The organism is Fundidesulfovibrio putealis DSM 16056 (genome assembly GCF_000429325.1).
Taxonomy (GTDB): Bacteria; Desulfobacterota; Desulfovibrionia; order Desulfovibrionales; family Desulfovibrionaceae; genus Fundidesulfovibrio; species Fundidesulfovibrio putealis.
This window is the reverse complement of sequence record NZ_AUBQ01000003.1, coordinates 1-15,666: the sequence shown is the minus strand read 5'-3', so window position 1 is coordinate 15,666 and position 15,666 is coordinate 1. Positions and strand designations below refer to the sequence as shown.

At 38.4% G+C, this 15,666-nt stretch carries 16 protein-coding genes; 15 read left to right on the top strand and 1 reads right to left on the bottom strand.

Going from position 1 to position 15,666, the window contains the following annotated elements; all coding sequences use genetic code 11:
- The first annotated feature begins 11 nt into the window (after positions 1-11).
- The 15 genes from G453_RS27600 to G453_RS27535 all read left to right on the top strand — a co-directional run bounded on the left by G453_RS27600 (position 12) and on the right by G453_RS27535 (position 15,364).
- Complete coding sequence (locus tag G453_RS27600) at positions 12-2,150, top strand: portal protein (protein ID WP_156920703.1); 2,139 nt, start codon at positions 12-14, stop codon at positions 2,148-2,150.
- 22 nt (positions 2,151-2,172) lie between these two features.
- The gene (locus G453_RS27595; protein ID WP_156920701.1) at positions 2,173-2,406 is read left to right on the top strand and encodes a hypothetical protein; all 234 of its coding nucleotides are present in this window, start codon (positions 2,173-2,175) and stop codon (positions 2,404-2,406) included.
- 30 nt (positions 2,407-2,436) lie between these two features.
- On the top strand, positions 2,437-3,408 hold the full coding sequence (locus G453_RS27590) for a hypothetical protein (RefSeq protein ID WP_156920699.1): 972 nt from the start codon (positions 2,437-2,439) through the stop codon (positions 3,406-3,408).
- 27 nt (positions 3,409-3,435) lie between these two features.
- On the top strand, positions 3,436-4,374 hold the full coding sequence (locus tag G453_RS27585; RefSeq protein WP_156920697.1) for an SU10 major capsid protein: 939 nt from the start codon (positions 3,436-3,438) through the stop codon (positions 4,372-4,374).
- 111 nt (positions 4,375-4,485) lie between these two features.
- Positions 4,486-4,806 carry a hypothetical protein gene (locus G453_RS27580; protein WP_156920695.1) on the top strand — a complete coding sequence of 107 codons (321 nt, stop codon included), beginning with the start codon at positions 4,486-4,488 and terminating at the stop codon, positions 4,804-4,806.
- An 8-nt stretch (positions 4,807-4,814) separates the two neighbouring features.
- Positions 4,815-5,417 carry a phage adaptor protein gene (locus G453_RS27575; protein ID WP_156920693.1) on the top strand — a complete coding sequence of 201 codons (603 nt, stop codon included), beginning with the start codon at positions 4,815-4,817 and terminating at the stop codon, positions 5,415-5,417.
- Positions 5,417-6,898 carry a hypothetical protein gene (locus G453_RS27570; RefSeq protein ID WP_156920691.1) on the top strand — a complete coding sequence of 494 codons (1,482 nt, stop codon included), beginning with the start codon at positions 5,417-5,419 and terminating at the stop codon, positions 6,896-6,898. Before G453_RS27575 ends, G453_RS27570 begins: the two co-directional genes overlap by 1 nt.
- A 37-nt stretch (positions 6,899-6,935) precedes the next feature.
- On the top strand, positions 6,936-8,024 hold the full coding sequence (locus G453_RS27565; RefSeq protein WP_156920689.1) for a hypothetical protein: 1,089 nt from the start codon (positions 6,936-6,938) through the stop codon (positions 8,022-8,024).
- Between the two features lie 19 nt (positions 8,025-8,043).
- On the top strand, positions 8,044-10,545 hold the full coding sequence (locus tag G453_RS27560) for a hypothetical protein (protein ID WP_156920687.1): 2,502 nt from the start codon (positions 8,044-8,046) through the stop codon (positions 10,543-10,545).
- Positions 10,545-12,674: a hypothetical protein gene (locus tag G453_RS27555; RefSeq protein ID WP_156920685.1), complete on the top strand. Its 2,130-nt coding sequence runs from the start codon at positions 10,545-10,547 to the stop codon at positions 12,672-12,674. Before G453_RS27560 ends, G453_RS27555 begins: the two co-directional genes overlap by 1 nt.
- Before the next feature lie 25 nt (positions 12,675-12,699).
- Entirely contained in the window at positions 12,700-13,374 is a 675-nt protein-coding gene (locus tag G453_RS26865) for a phage tail protein (protein ID WP_084501999.1), read from the top strand.
- A gap of 12 nt (positions 13,375-13,386) precedes the next feature.
- Complete coding sequence (locus tag G453_RS27550) at positions 13,387-13,941, top strand: hypothetical protein (protein WP_156920683.1); 555 nt, start codon at positions 13,387-13,389, stop codon at positions 13,939-13,941.
- A gap of 2 nt (positions 13,942-13,943) precedes the next feature.
- Positions 13,944-14,288, top strand: coding sequence for a hypothetical protein (locus tag G453_RS27545; RefSeq protein WP_156920681.1), 345 nt, complete (start codon positions 13,944-13,946; stop codon positions 14,286-14,288).
- A gap of 1 nt (position 14,289) precedes the next feature.
- On the top strand, positions 14,290-14,976 hold the full coding sequence (locus G453_RS27540; protein WP_156920679.1) for a hypothetical protein: 687 nt from the start codon (positions 14,290-14,292) through the stop codon (positions 14,974-14,976).
- Between the two features lie 10 nt (positions 14,977-14,986).
- On the top strand, positions 14,987-15,364 hold the full coding sequence (locus tag G453_RS27535; protein WP_156920677.1) for a phage head spike fiber domain-containing protein: 378 nt from the start codon (positions 14,987-14,989) through the stop codon (positions 15,362-15,364).
- Between the two features lie 47 nt (positions 15,365-15,411).
- On the opposite strand, the gene G453_RS21510 is transcribed toward G453_RS27535, so the two are convergent.
- A partial coding sequence (locus G453_RS21510) for an ATP-binding protein (protein WP_043643844.1) occupies positions 15,412-15,666 on the bottom strand: 255 nt, incomplete at its 5' end.

Genomic DNA, 15,666 nt, shown 5'->3' with positions numbered 1-15,666 from the left:
CAAGGAATATTATGAGTACACAACTAGATAATGCAACCAAAGAAATCGAGGTGACAGACAATTCAAATGTAACTTCAATTTCCATTACCGATGATGAAATTAAAAATCATCTTAATGACTTAAGAGTTTCTGCTGAAAACTATCAAAATGACAGGTCAACAAAACGACAAGAATGGTACAAGCAATATAGAGCAAAACCATATGGAAATGAAAGAGAAGGCTGGTCACAAACTGTAAAGTCAGTAATTTGGGATGTTGTGCAAGGCTCAATTCCTGGTTTGCTTGAAATTTTTACTGGAGACTTCTTCACTCTAAAGTCAAAAGACGGCAACAATGCAGACAATTTGCAACAACTTATTAAGTATCAAATGCTGGTAAAGAACGAAGGCGAAGAACAACTTGACGCCTGGATTCAAAATTGTCTCATTTATGAATTTGGTGTTTTAAAAACATATTTTACCAATGAATATAAAACACAAACTGAAACAATTGACGAAGAAATTGACGAAGCAACATTTACTGCACTGAGTGAAGAATTCATTGTTTCAAAGTATACCCCTGTTGAATATGACCTTGGAGATGGTCAAGTAATTACACGTTATAAGAACATCAAAGTTGTCAAGAAAGATATAGTGTATTCTGGCCCTATCATGGAAAATATTCCACCTTGGGAATTCTACATCACTCCTGGCAGCACAGATGTTAACACGGCACCATATGTTGCACATTGGGTAAAAAGAAATCTTGACTATATTAAACGTAGAGAAGCCGCCGGGATTTATCGCAAAGGTTCTTTAGCCAAAATTAAAGATGCACTTGGCAATACAACTTCTGACGCTGGCAACATTCTGGATGAAGTTAATTCACTTTATGAAGGTGATAATTCAGGCGATTATTCAGACACCCAGAGTTATCCTGACAAAAAAGAAGCACTTCCCGCATCTGAAGTTTTCATTAAAGAGGAATATGTCAAATTAGACCTTGATGGTGATGGACTTCTTGAAAATGCAATTATCGTTTCATGTAATGACATTATTCTTTCTGTCTCTGAAAATCCTTACAAAAGACCTCCTTTCAGACTTGGCAGAATTAATCCTGAACCTCACAAGATTACAGGCATTCCATTTACTGAAATTCTAGAGAACGACCAAAAAGTTCAAACAAACATCATTCGCTTTATCCAAGACGGCACAGCAATGAGCACTTGGAAAAACCCAATTACTGACGATCCTCAAATGAGGGCAGCACTCGACCGCAGAAAGCCTTTTGACACGATCATGGGTAATCCTAACAAAATTGGTTGGTTTGATGCTCCTGCACCTTCTCAAGCTGCATTCAATTTTATGGAGTTCGCCCAAGGCATGGTCGAAAACAAGACTGGGGTAACTCGCTACAACCAGGGCCTCGATGCCAATTCACTGAACAAAACAGCAACAGGCATTCAAATGATAACTTCTGCTTCTCAGCAAAAGCAAAAATTGATTGCCAAGCGTTTAGGCAGAGTATTGTCACAGGTTGTAAGAGACTTCATCTTTATCAACCAGACTTGGCCTCCTACTAATGTTATAGATATTGTTGGAACAAATTACAAAATCAATCCTGATGACCTCAGGGGAGAATATACAGTCAACGTGGTAATCGGCATTGGTCCTCAAGATAAGGCATTCATTGTAGGTCAAATTGATCAATTCCTTGCAATGGCTGTAAAAGGTCCTCTTCTTCAAATGGGACTTACTGATTTGCAAAAAGTTAGAGAAGCAATTGAATACAAAGGACGTTTGCAAGAAATTCCTTATGAAAGATTCATGTTCTCAGAACAAGAAATTGCACAAGGACAAAACCAAGGCATCACACAATTAAATGGTCAAATGCAACAAATGTCTCAACAAATGCAAATGTTGCAACAAGAAAATGCCAACTTGAAACAAAAGACACAAGGCATCGACAAGCTACAACTTGAAGCACAATTCAAGCAAAGCGAAATGCAGCTTGAAGAAGCCAAGATTCAAATGGAAATGAACCTTGAATTAAAGAAAGCCGAAATGAAACTAGCAGTAGAAAAAGAAATCGCACTAATGAAAATGAACCATGAACGAGAAATGGAATTACTTAAGAACCAAGTTAATATCAATGTAGTCTCACCTGCATAAATAACAAGCATGGAGGTAGACAATGAATAAACAAGATTTGGCTAGAGAAGTTTTGGAAAACGAACTTTTCCAATTTATCTTTGAAACAACATTTAACACGATTAGAGAAAAGATTGAATATTTGGCACCACATGAAAAAAATGAATTTTCTCTCTTACAGGCACAGAAAATTATTGTGGGCGACATTTATAACACTTTCATATCCTCATCAAAAGACGAGGGTGAAAGCAAGCCACAAGGCAACGTAATACTTTAGTTATCTAACCACACAGGAGATACAAATTAGATGAGCGAAGAATTAGATATTCAAAATGATAGTACAAATGATGCTACCGCAGAATTTACACAAAGTGCGGTAAGTGAACTTTTCCCAGAATTTAAAACAGAATCAACACATGATGACAATGATGACGATGAAATAGTTGAACAAAAAGAAGAAATTAAAGAACCTGAAACCAAAGTTGAACAACCAAAAACTGAAACCTTTGAGGCTCCTGCCCATTGGTCTACAGAAATGAAAGAAGCTTATAATTCTCTTAATGAAAACGAGAAGAAAGGCTTTATCATTCAGGCCAAAAATTTAGAAAGTGGTTATCAACGTAAATACCAAGACATTGCCAAAGAAAAAGAGAAGATTCTCGCATTTCAAGGTTTAGTTGAACAATTCCAAACTGATAAAGAATTTGCACAACACATTCTTAACTATTCCAAGCAAGAACCAAAAGACAATAACTATGGACTTGGTGAAAGACCTGTCGATCCATATGATGCAATTCGTTACGATAGTGCCCTTGAAGCAAAGAAAGCTGTTCAAGAAGAAATTTCAAAATTAACCGACCAACAAAAACAAGATGTTTACAAAGAACACATAAATAAAACTATACAAGAGGCTCAAAGCGATCCTCTATATGCAAAAGTTCAGGAAGGTATTTTCAAATACATTGAAAGCCAGCCTGCAAAAGTTCAAGAGCAAATTGCTAAAATTTTGGACTCTGATGTTGATGCATATAAGGAAGTTTACCTTAGAATTAGAAACCAAATTGATGGTGAAACAAAATCTGAATCCAATATGCCAAATGGCGTTGGAAAAGAAAAAGCACCTCAAGCACCAATTCTCGAAAAGAGCGGAGCAGTAGTTGACGATGTTGCAGTGAAAACTAAGCAACAAAAGAAGTCAGAAGCTAAGGCACAAGCAATTAAAGGAAATTGGGCACCATACCTGAGCACACTTGTTGAAGATTTAGGATTTGGAAAATAAAATACATTAATTAAGAGGATTTTTATAATGGCTAATGAAGTTTCAACCTTTATGACAAATGGTATGTCAAACATCAAAGAATCTGTAGGAGATGCAATTTATACAATCTCTCCAACCGATACAGTTTTTATGAACCTTGTAAAGAAAGGAAAAGCTACCTCCGTTAAAGAAGAATGGCTAGAAGATTCTGACAGAACTCCTGGCGTAAACGCTAAAGCTGAAGAATGGACTGGCAGCGCATCTGCTGTAACTCAACCTGTTCGTAAGTACAATTATACTCAGATTTTTGCTGACCGTGTAGATATTACAGACTCAATGGAAAGTGCCGCTAAATATGGTCGTGTTTCTGAAATTGAAAGACTCATCGAAAAGGGTCTTCGTCAAATCAGCAAAGATGCTGAATATGCATTCATTAACAACTCTGCTGCTCCTTCAGCTCACGTATCTGGAACCGGTGGTAAGCTTAAAGGCGCTCTTGGTTTTGTTACAACCAATACTTATAACTTCGGTGGAACAACCACAAACGCATGTGACTTGACCGAACCTTTATTCCAAGACGGCATCCAAGCTGCATGGTCTTCAGGTGGAAATCCTTCAGTTGTTCTTGCTCCTCCTGCAGTTGCTAGAACAATCTCAGGTTTCGTAGGCAATGGTAGACTTAGTCAAAATGTAGAAGCAAGCAAGAAAACTGTTATTCAGGCAGTAGATTTTTACCAATCACAATTTGGTATGGTTAAGGTTCACACTTCACGTTGGATGGAACCAAAAGACGTTTCAACTGTAAAGTATGACTACATGTTGATTTTGGAACCAGAAAAATGGGAAATCGCTTGGCTTAAGAAAACCAAAGTCGAAAGACAAGCAAAACAAGGACTTGTAACTCCTGTTGTAATTTCAGCAGAAGCAACCCTCAAGTGCTACAACGAAGCAGCCAACTTTAAGATGGAAAACATCTCTAGAGTTTAATAGTTCCTTTCATATCCCCTCCTTAATGCGAATGCTCACTGGCTTACGGCTGGTGAGCATTCCTATTTTTGTCAGGTGTCATAAATAACTTCATTAAATTTAGGAGAAGTTATGATTGAAAAACAAACCAACGTCAATATGCTTGGAAAAGAAGATTTTGAAATTTCAACAAAAATCACATCAAACAACATTCCTCTACTTGAAGAAAACTACATAGAGAGAATGAATTCATGCAATGGATTTACCAAAGACAGACATTTTCAAAAAGTAGCTTCAATTCCATATGTCGCAATACTTAGAGCTGAACAAGAAGGCTACGACATGAACAATGAAAAAGATGTTCTAAAGTTCCTTGCGGCAAATCCAGAGTTCACAACTGCTAATTACTATGTAACTCCTGGCTCAAACTCACACAAAATTATCATCAAATAGAGGCAATAATGAAAATTAGCGATTTAATCAAATATGTTCGTCAAGAACTTGAAGACGAAATTAACACACGATGGACTGACGAAAAACTTCTATCTTTCATGCGCAGAGCATTTGTCAGGGCATCACATTTAATTCGTAGAAATGGAATTGAACTCGGTAAGAGAATTTATGAAATTGATGTTGTAGCAGGAACAAAAGAATATGATTTGCCATATGACTTTATGTCTCCAATTGCCCTCTTCAATGGCAATACACAACTCATTCACAGAACCATTGAGCAATTCAATGAAATTCAATATGCAACCCCTGTTTCTAATTACATTATAATTGACAACAAAATTTGGGTTTTAGGAATTCCAGTTGAAGCATCCAAGCTAAACCTCTTTTACTATTCTCTTCTTGTCCCTGAAGAAATTGTTCTCACTGGTGAAACCCCTTGGGACGGAAAACTAGACATGCTGATTATTGAATACCTGACTTTAAGAACCAAAAACGTTGATGAAATGGATATCAGTGCGGACGTAGAATTTATGAAAGATTTTGAGACAGCAATACTAGAAACTTACAAAACAGTTGACCCTATTGTTATCTCTAATCGTGGCTGGATGTAATGAAAGTAGGTAACAAAAACAGTAATTCACAATCTGCATCTTTGTCTTTTGAGGGAGGAATTAACGTCTCTCAGCCATCAACAACAATTGCTGACAATGAGTTACAAAGCTGTGTGAATTTGTTCTATAGCAATCACGAAAAATATTTAACAACTCGAATGGGTATTAAAATTGTTGACGTTCCTGCACTTACCCATCCAATCGACAAACTCTATGAATACGTGAAAAACGAAACTGAGAAATATTTAATCGCTGTTTCAAATGGTGAATTACTTTACCTCAAGTCTACAATTATTGACGATGTTGAAACTTTATCCTGGCAGAAAATTACTGACCTGACAAACTCAACTATCATCCCTTCATTAATTACCTACTCAAATGAGTTAATTATTGCAGACAGAGGAACATGTCTTCGTTCATGGAATGGCACAACCGTCTCAGATATTACAACCTCGCCTTCATATGTGACCATTTTAGAAGAAATTAATGGAAGACTTGTTTGTAACTCTGAAGCATCGGGCGAACTTGATGCCGTATATTTTTCTGGTCCATTTAACAAAGCAAATTGGGACACAAACAATGGTGCTGTTGGTGTTAGAGCAGGATACGGAAATGGTAGAAAAGTAACAGGAATTGGAATCGTTTCTGACTATGTTGTTGCTTTTAAAGAAGATGGAAAAGCCTACCGTATTAGTGCATCTGACTTTTCTGTTTATCCCATCTTTTCAAACAATAGATGCACAAGCCAAACTTCAATTGAACCTGTGGGTAATGACCTTGTCTTTGGTTCTGACACAGGAATTAATTCAATTGCAACTGTGCAAGAGCATGGAGACGTAAAATTTAACCTTCTCGGAACTAAAGTTAGTCCATTACTGAATGGAAAATTAATCAAAGAAGCTGTTTGGTCAAATTTTTACGGAATTCTTTTTATGATTGTCGAAGGCATGGACAATGTCTTGATTTATCACCCACACCTAAACACTTTCACAATATTTGATTATGGCATTCGTATCTCTTCAATTTGTAACGGCAAAGATTTGACCTATTTCTCAGACTCAAATGGAAAACTTTATAGGTCAACAAACCTAAGCAGAGATGAATTACAGCTAAATACTTTTACAGAAATTCGGTCAAAACTCGTAACAAAATGCTTCACTTTTCCAAAAGAAATTCTTCTTAAGGAAACCAGACTTTACCTTGAACAAATTGACTACACCAAAGGCAAAGTGCTTGTTTTAGATCGAACAAATAGAATTGAGCGAGTATTATACAATTGGGAACCAAACTATGCAGGATTTTTACATGATGCCAACGGATATCTGCATGATGCCAACATTTATATTTACGGCGATGCCTTCTCATATGTTGACATAAAAAACAGTTATCGAGATCAAGCAATGTCCATCATTATTGATATTGAACTTGGTAGAGTAAAAATCAAAAACATTGACCTGAATTTTGCTGTTGTAAATGGCTAGATAAATACTGATGAAATAATGTTGAACGAGGATTATTATGAGTACAATTAACAGTGCATATATGATGTCAAACATGCAAACCGACAATTTCCCATGGAATAAAACGGTTGATGCTCCTGCTTGGAATAACTGGACTGAAAAAGCAGCTAACCCACTGGACTACAACCCTGGAAATTATGTCTCTGCACCTGACTATAAAATGGCATTTTGGCAGAGTGCACCACAAAGATCGGCTTACGGTGGTGCAACTCCAACTTATGAAAGACTGTCCCAAGGTGATTATAAAGATTATGAAACTGCACTAAGAACCCCTGGTGAAATTGCAGCAAAAGAAGCCTTAGCTTCAGGACAAAAGAACTTAAACTCTACTATGGCAAATAATGGCATGTATGGGTCTTCAATCATGGCAAATCAAGCCAATGACAACCTTTACAAGAATTATTTAAACACCATGGCAACCAACTCTTCAAATGCAACCACAAATAGATTTGGAATGCAGCAACAAGACAATCAATATGCTGCTGGTTTCGACAAGTCTCTTTATGACACAAAGGTCAATGAAAACCAGAACTTGAATTCAATGAACTTGCAGGAAAATCTTGCACAAAATAATGCAAATTTTAGCCAGAATCAAAATTACAACAATTATAATATGGCTAATACTCAAGCAAACAACTCTTACAACTTGAACAAGGCAAATTGGGCAACAAACGCAGCTGGTCAATATAATCAGCTTCTTGCTGCACCATATGAAGATCAATGGAGACGTGCAACCTGGGATTCTAGCCAAAATGACAGGATTTTTAATCGATATAACACTTTCTGGCAAAACGCTGATCCGCTTCAGGACCAGAAGACACAACAAGAAATTGCTTCCATGGCCAAGCAACGCGAAGGCGGTGGAAGCTCTGCCTTGGGTGCTCTCGGTGGAATTGGTGGAACAATTCTCGGCGGCGTAGTCGGTTCAGTTGTCCCAGGTATTGGAACAGCTCTAGGTGCTGGCCTGGGCGGAATGCTCGGTGGAACAACTACCACATTCATTAATGGTGCAAAACCAGGCGTCGACTGGAGTTTAGGCTCAGGTTCAGGCGTTTCCGGTTCAGATCGAGTTAATGCAAATTATTAAAAAGTTTGAGGTATAATATATGGATTTTTGGCAAGGATTACTAGGTGGATTTGGAAACAGTTTCAGTACTACCTACAAGCACGCACTCGACCAAGGAAACAAGGATCGAGATTATGAATTAGCAAAAAAGAAAGTTGAAGAAGATATTGCTTACAAAAACCTTTTAAAACCATACTACGAATCTCAAGCTAAACTTGGCGATGCTAAGGCTAAAGAAGCTTTGTACAAAATTGACTTGATGGAGAATGTTACAAAGAATCCACCTAAGTCTCTTTTCGATACAAACTCTCCTGATGCACCTATCAAACCAACAAGTTTAATTGGTGGTCAAAATCCTGTTTGGGCAAAGGAAGAATCAGGAAATAATCCTGCTGCTGTTAACCCAACTGATGGAAAATCGGCTTCTTTCGGTTTGCTGCAAGCAAATGCTCCTGCAACTCAAGAAGCAATGTTCAGAAAATCAGGTCTTAAATGGACAAATGAAGATGGAACAACAAGCTCCTGGCTTCCAGATGTTCCAGTAACTGACCCTAAGTTTCATCAAGCATTTAAAGATTTGGTCAATCAAGACCCTTCTCGCCATGCAAATGCCCAAATGGAAGTTGCTAAAGACTTTTATAGTAATCCTATTGCTGAAAAAGCCAAAACACTAGGACTTGATATTAACGACGGCAGACTAAAAGATGCCATCACCTCTGCCGCTATTCAGCATGGTGTGAAAGGTGCATCTGACATTCTCGATATTGCAAAAGCAAATGGTGACTATTCATCAACTGAAAGTGCAATTGACTCAATTTATAGAGCAAGATCAGCGGTAAATCCAAAATTTGCTGACCGTTATGACAGAGAACGTCAAACTTTGCTTGGCATGGGTAAACAACCTCAGACTGCCGCAGTTTCTCCAAATGGTAGTTTTGATGTTGCTGCAAATAATTCAATGACTGACGGTTCAAATGCACTCAGAAGCCAACCTGAAAGTGGACCTGTTATTCCTGAAGCACCAGCCAATGATTTTAAATCAAGAGCAGAGCAATACACTAGAACTAATGGTCAACTATCAAAATTCTCTACGGAACAACTTCAAAGCATTGTTGCAAAGGGTTATAATGATGCTGCACGATATAAAACTGCTGGAATTGACTATCCTCTAGCAGGAGAAGTTAAACTTGTAGAACAAGAATTACAACAAAGAGCAGCACTTGAAAGTGCTCAAGCTCAAAGAGCAATGACTCAAAAGCCACAAAGCATGATTGACATGCAAACTGGCAATATTGTTGCCATGACACCGCTTGAACTGAGTAATGCAGACCCTAATCGCTTTAGAGAATATAATCCTAACACTCAAGCTCTACCTACAAGACTACAGCAAAGAGAAGAGATTATTTCAAGCAAGATTGACCAGATTATTAACGACCCTAGAAATGCACAACATTTTGAAAACAAGTCTGGTGATGAACGTACTAGGATCGCACTTGGCACATTGATGCGTGACAAATCATTTTCTTCTCTTGTTAATTCTTATCAACAAGATTTGAGAGACTATAGATCAAAGGTGAGTGTTGAAGACAAGGACGAAAAGGGAAACAAGATAATTGTTGAGCCTCAATATTCACCACGCACAGAGCAAACAGCTGCGGACATGACTTCAGTTCAGCAATACGACAAGGTTGGTCATGCCAGTGTGAAAGATGCTTATGGTTTCTTATCTAATGGCATCCAAACAAAACAAGCTGAATATATGAATTCAGGTCTTGATGAACAAACTGCCTACGCAAAAGCTAGACAGGATGTTTGGAGTTCAACCGAAGGTCAAAACGCACTAAGTGTATTAAATAAAGCATACAATGGTGATATGTCTTCACCTGTAAAATCAGGAAGAATTTCAACTGTTGGCAGCAAAACAATGACAAAAGCTGAAGAGAAAACTTTGGATGAATTACAAAAGAGTGTTCACACCTTTGACAATGTAAATTCATCTCTCAAAGATGTTCTTATGTCACAAGATGAAAAAATGTCTGGCAACATTATTTCTGACGATGAAATGATTAAACGTGCAACCAAGAAAGTTGATGTTTATACAAAACTTGGTGCAAAATCAATTGATGTAATGAGTAATTTCTTTCAAACTGGAAATCCTGATGTTTTGAAAAATAACGGTATAGATAATGACACAATCAGAATGTACCAAAATTTGAGAGAATATTTTGCTCAAAAGAGACATGATTTAACAGGTGCAGTATTTTCACCTCAAGAATCAGAATATTATGCAAAGACTTTTGCTAGTGCAGAATCTAGCCCTGCTGCTCTTGAAGGTGCATTGAAAAACATGACCATGAAAAACAAACTTGCAAAAGATAAACTTGAACATGTTAAGAAGTTTGGCATTGATGCTTATGACCCTAATGAAGGTTTGAAAAGAGTCTATGGTAATCCAGTAGCACCAAGCTCAGATGGAAATAACCAAGCACCTCTTGCACCTTCTCATCAAAGTCAAGGCAGAAGTTACATGAGGATTAATTAATGTCTCTAAATGAATTCAAATTGAAAGACAATCTAGGACTTTCAGATGATAAGCTTGAAAAGATTTACAATGCTTATTCTAGCGGAAAAATGTCTGAACAAGAAAAGTTTGATTTTGAGAATGACTTTCCACAGTTTATTCAAAACAGAAAAGCTTATGATGAAAAAGTCTCAGCTGCTTCAAATGATTTAACTGGAACCATGATGGAGTCAGTTGGCAACAAGCCAGTGTTGAATGACCTTTTATCCGTTGTGAATCCTGAAGATTTTTCAAAATGGGAATCTGCCTACAATTCCAATAAAATGGATAGTCAGCAAAAAGCTGAATACGAAAATGACAGAAAACAATTTATTAAATCTCATGGTGCAGGAGCAGACGCAAAAGTTAGACTAGCTGTTGGTGCTGAAACTGACCCTGAAAGACGAATGGCAGTTGTTAAGAAATACCATCCTGAAGCAGTACAATTTGGAGAAGACAATTACATAATCAAAAAGGATGGCAAAAACCAGCTGTTTAACCCTGAGGGTCTTGACGTTCGAGATATTGCAGGCGCAGCCCCTGAAATCGTTGGTGGTGCAGCTGGAACAGCGGCGGCTATCGGAACAGGTGGAACAATGGCGGCTATCGGTGGATCTGCTGTAGCTGACGCAGGAGGCAAGCGGTTAACCCAGGAAGCTCTCAGAATGATTCTAGGCAATAATGACATAGAGTCTATTAAGCCCGAGGAATTTTCATCCAAGGTCAAAGAGGTGGCAACAGACACGGCACTCGGTGTCGGTGGTGGCTTGCTAGGCCATGGGATTTCAAAGGTTGCTGGTGCAGGACTTGAAGCACTTAACAACAAAATTTTGAGACCGATGGACGCTACTAAAGCAAAAGTTATCATAAATGAAATTGATAATGCTTCACCTGAAATTAAGACTTTGCTTGAAAAAGATGGACTTCTTCTTTCAACTGCATATCCTGCAATGGCAAAAGTTGAAGGTGGTTTAGCTAAATTCCCTGTAGTTGGTGCTGGGATTCAAGATGCACAAAAAACAGGTGGTTTGCTACTCACTGACTCAATTGAAAATGCTGCAATGAAAAAGGCTGGAATTACTGAAGCTGATTTAACAGGAACCAACATTGCTACTCGTTCAGCTGGACTTAAGGACGACATTAAAGAGATTAGAAATTCAAACTATGAAGACACCTTAAAGTCTCTTACTGACAATTCAAAGAATGAAAGAATTCCTCTCAGCGAGACTTATGACACAATTAATGAATATTTGAAGAAATACGAGGATGTTGGACTAGACGATAAGAAATTAAAGCAACTCAAGAATTTAATGGGTGGATTTGATTTCGATTCAAACCCTGCTCCAATGTATGACTTTCTTGAAAGTGAGGCAAAGACTTTACGAGGCAGAATTAATAATGGCCTGATTAGCCAAGATAAGAAAGTAATTGCTAAAGACCTTTTGGCATCGATGGAAAAAGATTTAAATGCAATTGTTCCTGAAGATGCTTTGATGCGCAAGGATTACGCTGAAAAATCAGGTGCATTAGACATGTTGAAAATGCGTGGTGGTAACGCTAGTGCAAATTCTGCTCAAAGCCTTGTTGCAGCTGAAGAATTAGCAACTTCACCAAACTTTTTCAATACAAACTACAATAAACTTTTACAAGGTAGAAGCAGAATAGGTAATGGCGAAAGTATCTTTAGCCCAACAAGAACTGCTGATGAATTGAAAAACTCAAAAGAATTGTCTGATGTTTTGGCAAGAGCAGGACTTTACGAGAATAATTCAAACACTGCCAACTCTGCACTACTTGGAAACATGTTACTCAATTTGGTTGGTGGTAAACTTGGTGGTGGTTTGCTCGGTGCAGGAGCATATGGTTATGCTGGTGGAAACAATAGAACATTTGGAGAAACTTTAGTCGATACAGGCAAGGGATTTGGTGGTGGATTAGTAGCAGCTCACCTTGCAAAAACTGCACTTAAAAACAAAGCAATTAATGCAATTAGACGTTCAGCAAATCCTTCAAAAACACTAGAAGACATTATTAAATCTTCAAATGGTGGATTGCTAAACAGGTCTTTAATTGGACTTGGAACAATAGCTTCAGAAGAAAGCAACGATTAACAAAGGAGGTTAGAAATAACCGAGAATGCCTTTTACAAGAGACAATACAATACTACCTGGCGTCAATGAAGACACCGTTAAACAGAGTATCCTTAAACTTGATGATGACATGAGTAAAATTTATACTCATGCCAACACTGTTAACACTCTCACTTCGCAGAAGATTAGTCAGACTGAAAAGGGTTCTCCAAATGGAGTTGCACCCTTAGACAACAATTCTGACGTTCCACTCGAAAACATTCCAGACACTGCAAAACCTCCTGTTGGTTCAGTTACCATGTTTGCTGGTGAAACTGCTCCTTCAGGATGGTTTGAATGTAATGGTGCTACCTACGTAATCACTGACTATCCCAAGTTGTTTGATGCAATTGGTTATCTTTGGGGTGGTACAGGTCTGAATTTCAAAATTCCCGATATGCGCGGCTACTTCCCTCGTGGTTGGGACCACTCAGCTGGTGTTGATCCTGACAGAGCAGCACGAAGCGGTGGCGATCACGTAGGCTCTACACAAGCAGACTCTGTTGGACCTCACAATCATAATCTTGATGTGGGAGGCCAGTATGTCGCTGAAGGTGGAGCCTGGGCATATGGAGATAGAGAACATGGTGAAGCTATGAGTTCATCAATCGTTCAAAACTATGTCTCAAATGAAACAAGACCTAAAAACAAATACTTCATGTTTATAATCAAACACGACTAAGGACTATATGTAATGACAATATATCTTTTTGACCCAATTACGAAAGAATATTCTGGAAATTTAACCATTTTAGATGAATCAAATTTGCCAGCAAATTCAACAACCAATGCAATACCAAGTCTGAATATTGATGAGACTTGCATTTTTGACGGTTCAGAATGGAAGGTAATTAGCAATTACAAAAATAAAATTGTATTCAACAAGTTAACTGGCAAAGAAGTTGTTTATGACAAACTTGGTGATCTACCTGAAGAATTAACAAAAATTGCCTGCCCAAATCGAGATTTATATTCTTGGGGTAGTCAAGACTGGATTCAAGACATTGAAAAGTATCGCAAGCGTGACAGACTATCTAGAGAAAGAGAAATGAATTCTTTGCAATGGTTAATCTTTAGACATGAATCTGAACTGAGACTTTTAGAAGCAGAGAAAATCATAAATACAACATTAACAAAAGAACAAATTATCGAACTTGATGAATATTTCAATGCTTGGCGTAATTTCATGGATGAAACTTGGTTCATTGGAAAACAATATCCAGTTCGCCCTGAATTTCTCGGAGTTTAATGATGGCTAAAAAACAAAACCTAACAATAGAACAAGGCTCAACATTTGAAATGGATATTGTTTGCAAAGATGTAAATGGTCAAATCGTTTCCCTTACTGGCTATAGTGCAAAAGCACAAGTCAGAGCAGGTTATGCTGATTTTTATGCTGACGCTGTAGCTGTTTTTACATGCACAATATTTGCAAATACAGGAATAATTAGAATTGAACTATCTGACTCTCAAACTCAAGCACTAGATTTTAACAAAGGACTTTGGGACTTGGAATTAACCCTTCCGAATAACAAAGTTTACAGACTTCTAGAAGGACAAGTTAAAATTTCTAGAGAAGTAACAAGGAACACATAACATGGCAATTGAAACTATTGAAGTTGTAATTCCCGTAAACACAGGAACTACGCCACCATCTGAATTTACTCTTCAGGCAATGAATTATGCAAATCAGGCATTGTCATATCGCAATCTTGCAATGTCCTCTGAACAGGCCGCGGCTGCAAGTGCTCTAGCTGCTGCAACTTCAGCAGAAGAATTACTTAATTTAGACAATTTTAAACCTAAGGGTGTTTTGGATTGTTCAACAAACCCTAATTACCCAAGCGGAATTGAAGGTGACTATTACATTGTTTCAGTTGCTGGTAAAATTGGCGGTGCAAGTGGAATAACGGCTTCTGTTGGCGACATGATTCTTTGCGCAACTCCTTCAATCGCCGGAAACCATACAACTGTCGGATCAAATTGGGTCCATGTAATAACCAATCTAGATGGAATGGTTGTTGGCCCTTCAGTTTCTACAATAGACAACATTGCAACCTATAACTCTACAAATGGCAAATTAATTAAAGATTCAGGAATTTTAGTTTCTAACATTTTAACAAATTCAAACATTGGAATCAATCCTAATCAAGTTCCAAGAAATTCAGATCTTGGTGATCTTGCATTCATGGACTTACCTAACAACTCAAACAAAGTTCTAAAAGGTGACGGAACCTGGGGAGAACAAATTGAAGTTATTTCATTAATTATAGCACTATCATAAGGGAGATTAAATGAGTTATCCACAACCAATTTTTAATTTTATTCCAAAGAAAACTTTGCATCCATTACTGAGTTATACAAGAGCTTCATCAGCAACTGTAACAGATTCAACTGGTAAACTGAGAATTGTAGGCAATAATAAACCAAGATATGACCACGACCCCCTCACGGGCATCTGTAAGGGTCTGCTCATCGAGGAGCAGCGGACGAATCTGCTGTACCCGTCGGAGGACTTCAGCAACGCGGCGTGGACGAAGACCCGCGCAACGATCACGGCGAACGCGGCGGTTGCGCCTGATGGGACGATGACCGCTGACAAGTTGGTGGAAGACACGACGGCGAGCAGTGTCATTGACCGCCCTAATGGAGCCACCCATGTCCGCCCCTAATGGAGCCACTTGGATCAGCGTTTCCGGGCTTCGGACGTGTTAAACATCTAGTTGTTTTCCCCTGCACCGGCAACGCAGTTTTTGATCATGGCCTCTTCCCTGGAGCTTCGGAAACTTCGACCTTCGAGGACCACCTTGTATGCTCCGTGCCGCAAGCGATCCAGGGTCGCGGCCCCCAAGAGCTTGTTGTTGAAGGCTTCTCCCCATTCGGAGAAGTCCAGATTGCTGGTGATGATCGTCGGGCACCGCTCGTACCGCTCCGCGATCAGATCATGGAAATCCTCATCCTCTGAGGTCTTGAA

Excerpts from the sequence above, each read along its gene's own strand:
- G453_RS27600 (WP_156920703.1), top strand. The coding sequence starts at position 12 with ATGAGTACACAACTAGATAATGCAACCAAAGAAATCGAGGTGACAGAC.
- G453_RS27595 (WP_156920701.1), top strand. The coding sequence starts at position 2,173 with ATGAATAAACAAGATTTGGCTAGAGAAGTTTTGGAAAACGAACTTTTC.
- G453_RS27590 (WP_156920699.1), top strand. The coding sequence starts at position 2,437 with ATGAGCGAAGAATTAGATATTCAAAATGATAGTACAAATGATGCTACC.
- G453_RS27585 (WP_156920697.1), top strand. The coding sequence starts at position 3,436 with ATGGCTAATGAAGTTTCAACCTTTATGACAAATGGTATGTCAAACATC.
- G453_RS27580 (WP_156920695.1), top strand. The coding sequence starts at position 4,486 with ATGATTGAAAAACAAACCAACGTCAATATGCTTGGAAAAGAAGATTTT.
- G453_RS27575 (WP_156920693.1), top strand. The coding sequence starts at position 4,815 with ATGAAAATTAGCGATTTAATCAAATATGTTCGTCAAGAACTTGAAGAC.
- G453_RS27570 (WP_156920691.1), top strand. The coding sequence starts at position 5,417 with ATGAAAGTAGGTAACAAAAACAGTAATTCACAATCTGCATCTTTGTCT.
- G453_RS27565 (WP_156920689.1), top strand. The coding sequence starts at position 6,936 with ATGAGTACAATTAACAGTGCATATATGATGTCAAACATGCAAACCGAC.
- G453_RS27560 (WP_156920687.1), top strand. The coding sequence starts at position 8,044 with ATGGATTTTTGGCAAGGATTACTAGGTGGATTTGGAAACAGTTTCAGT.
- G453_RS27555 (WP_156920685.1), top strand. The coding sequence starts at position 10,545 with ATGTCTCTAAATGAATTCAAATTGAAAGACAATCTAGGACTTTCAGAT.
- G453_RS26865 (WP_084501999.1), top strand. The coding sequence starts at position 12,700 with ATGCCTTTTACAAGAGACAATACAATACTACCTGGCGTCAATGAAGAC.
- G453_RS27550 (WP_156920683.1), top strand. The coding sequence starts at position 13,387 with ATGACAATATATCTTTTTGACCCAATTACGAAAGAATATTCTGGAAAT.
- G453_RS27545 (WP_156920681.1), top strand. The coding sequence starts at position 13,944 with ATGGCTAAAAAACAAAACCTAACAATAGAACAAGGCTCAACATTTGAA.
- G453_RS27540 (WP_156920679.1), top strand. The coding sequence starts at position 14,290 with ATGGCAATTGAAACTATTGAAGTTGTAATTCCCGTAAACACAGGAACT.
- G453_RS27535 (WP_156920677.1), top strand. The coding sequence starts at position 14,987 with ATGAGTTATCCACAACCAATTTTTAATTTTATTCCAAAGAAAACTTTG.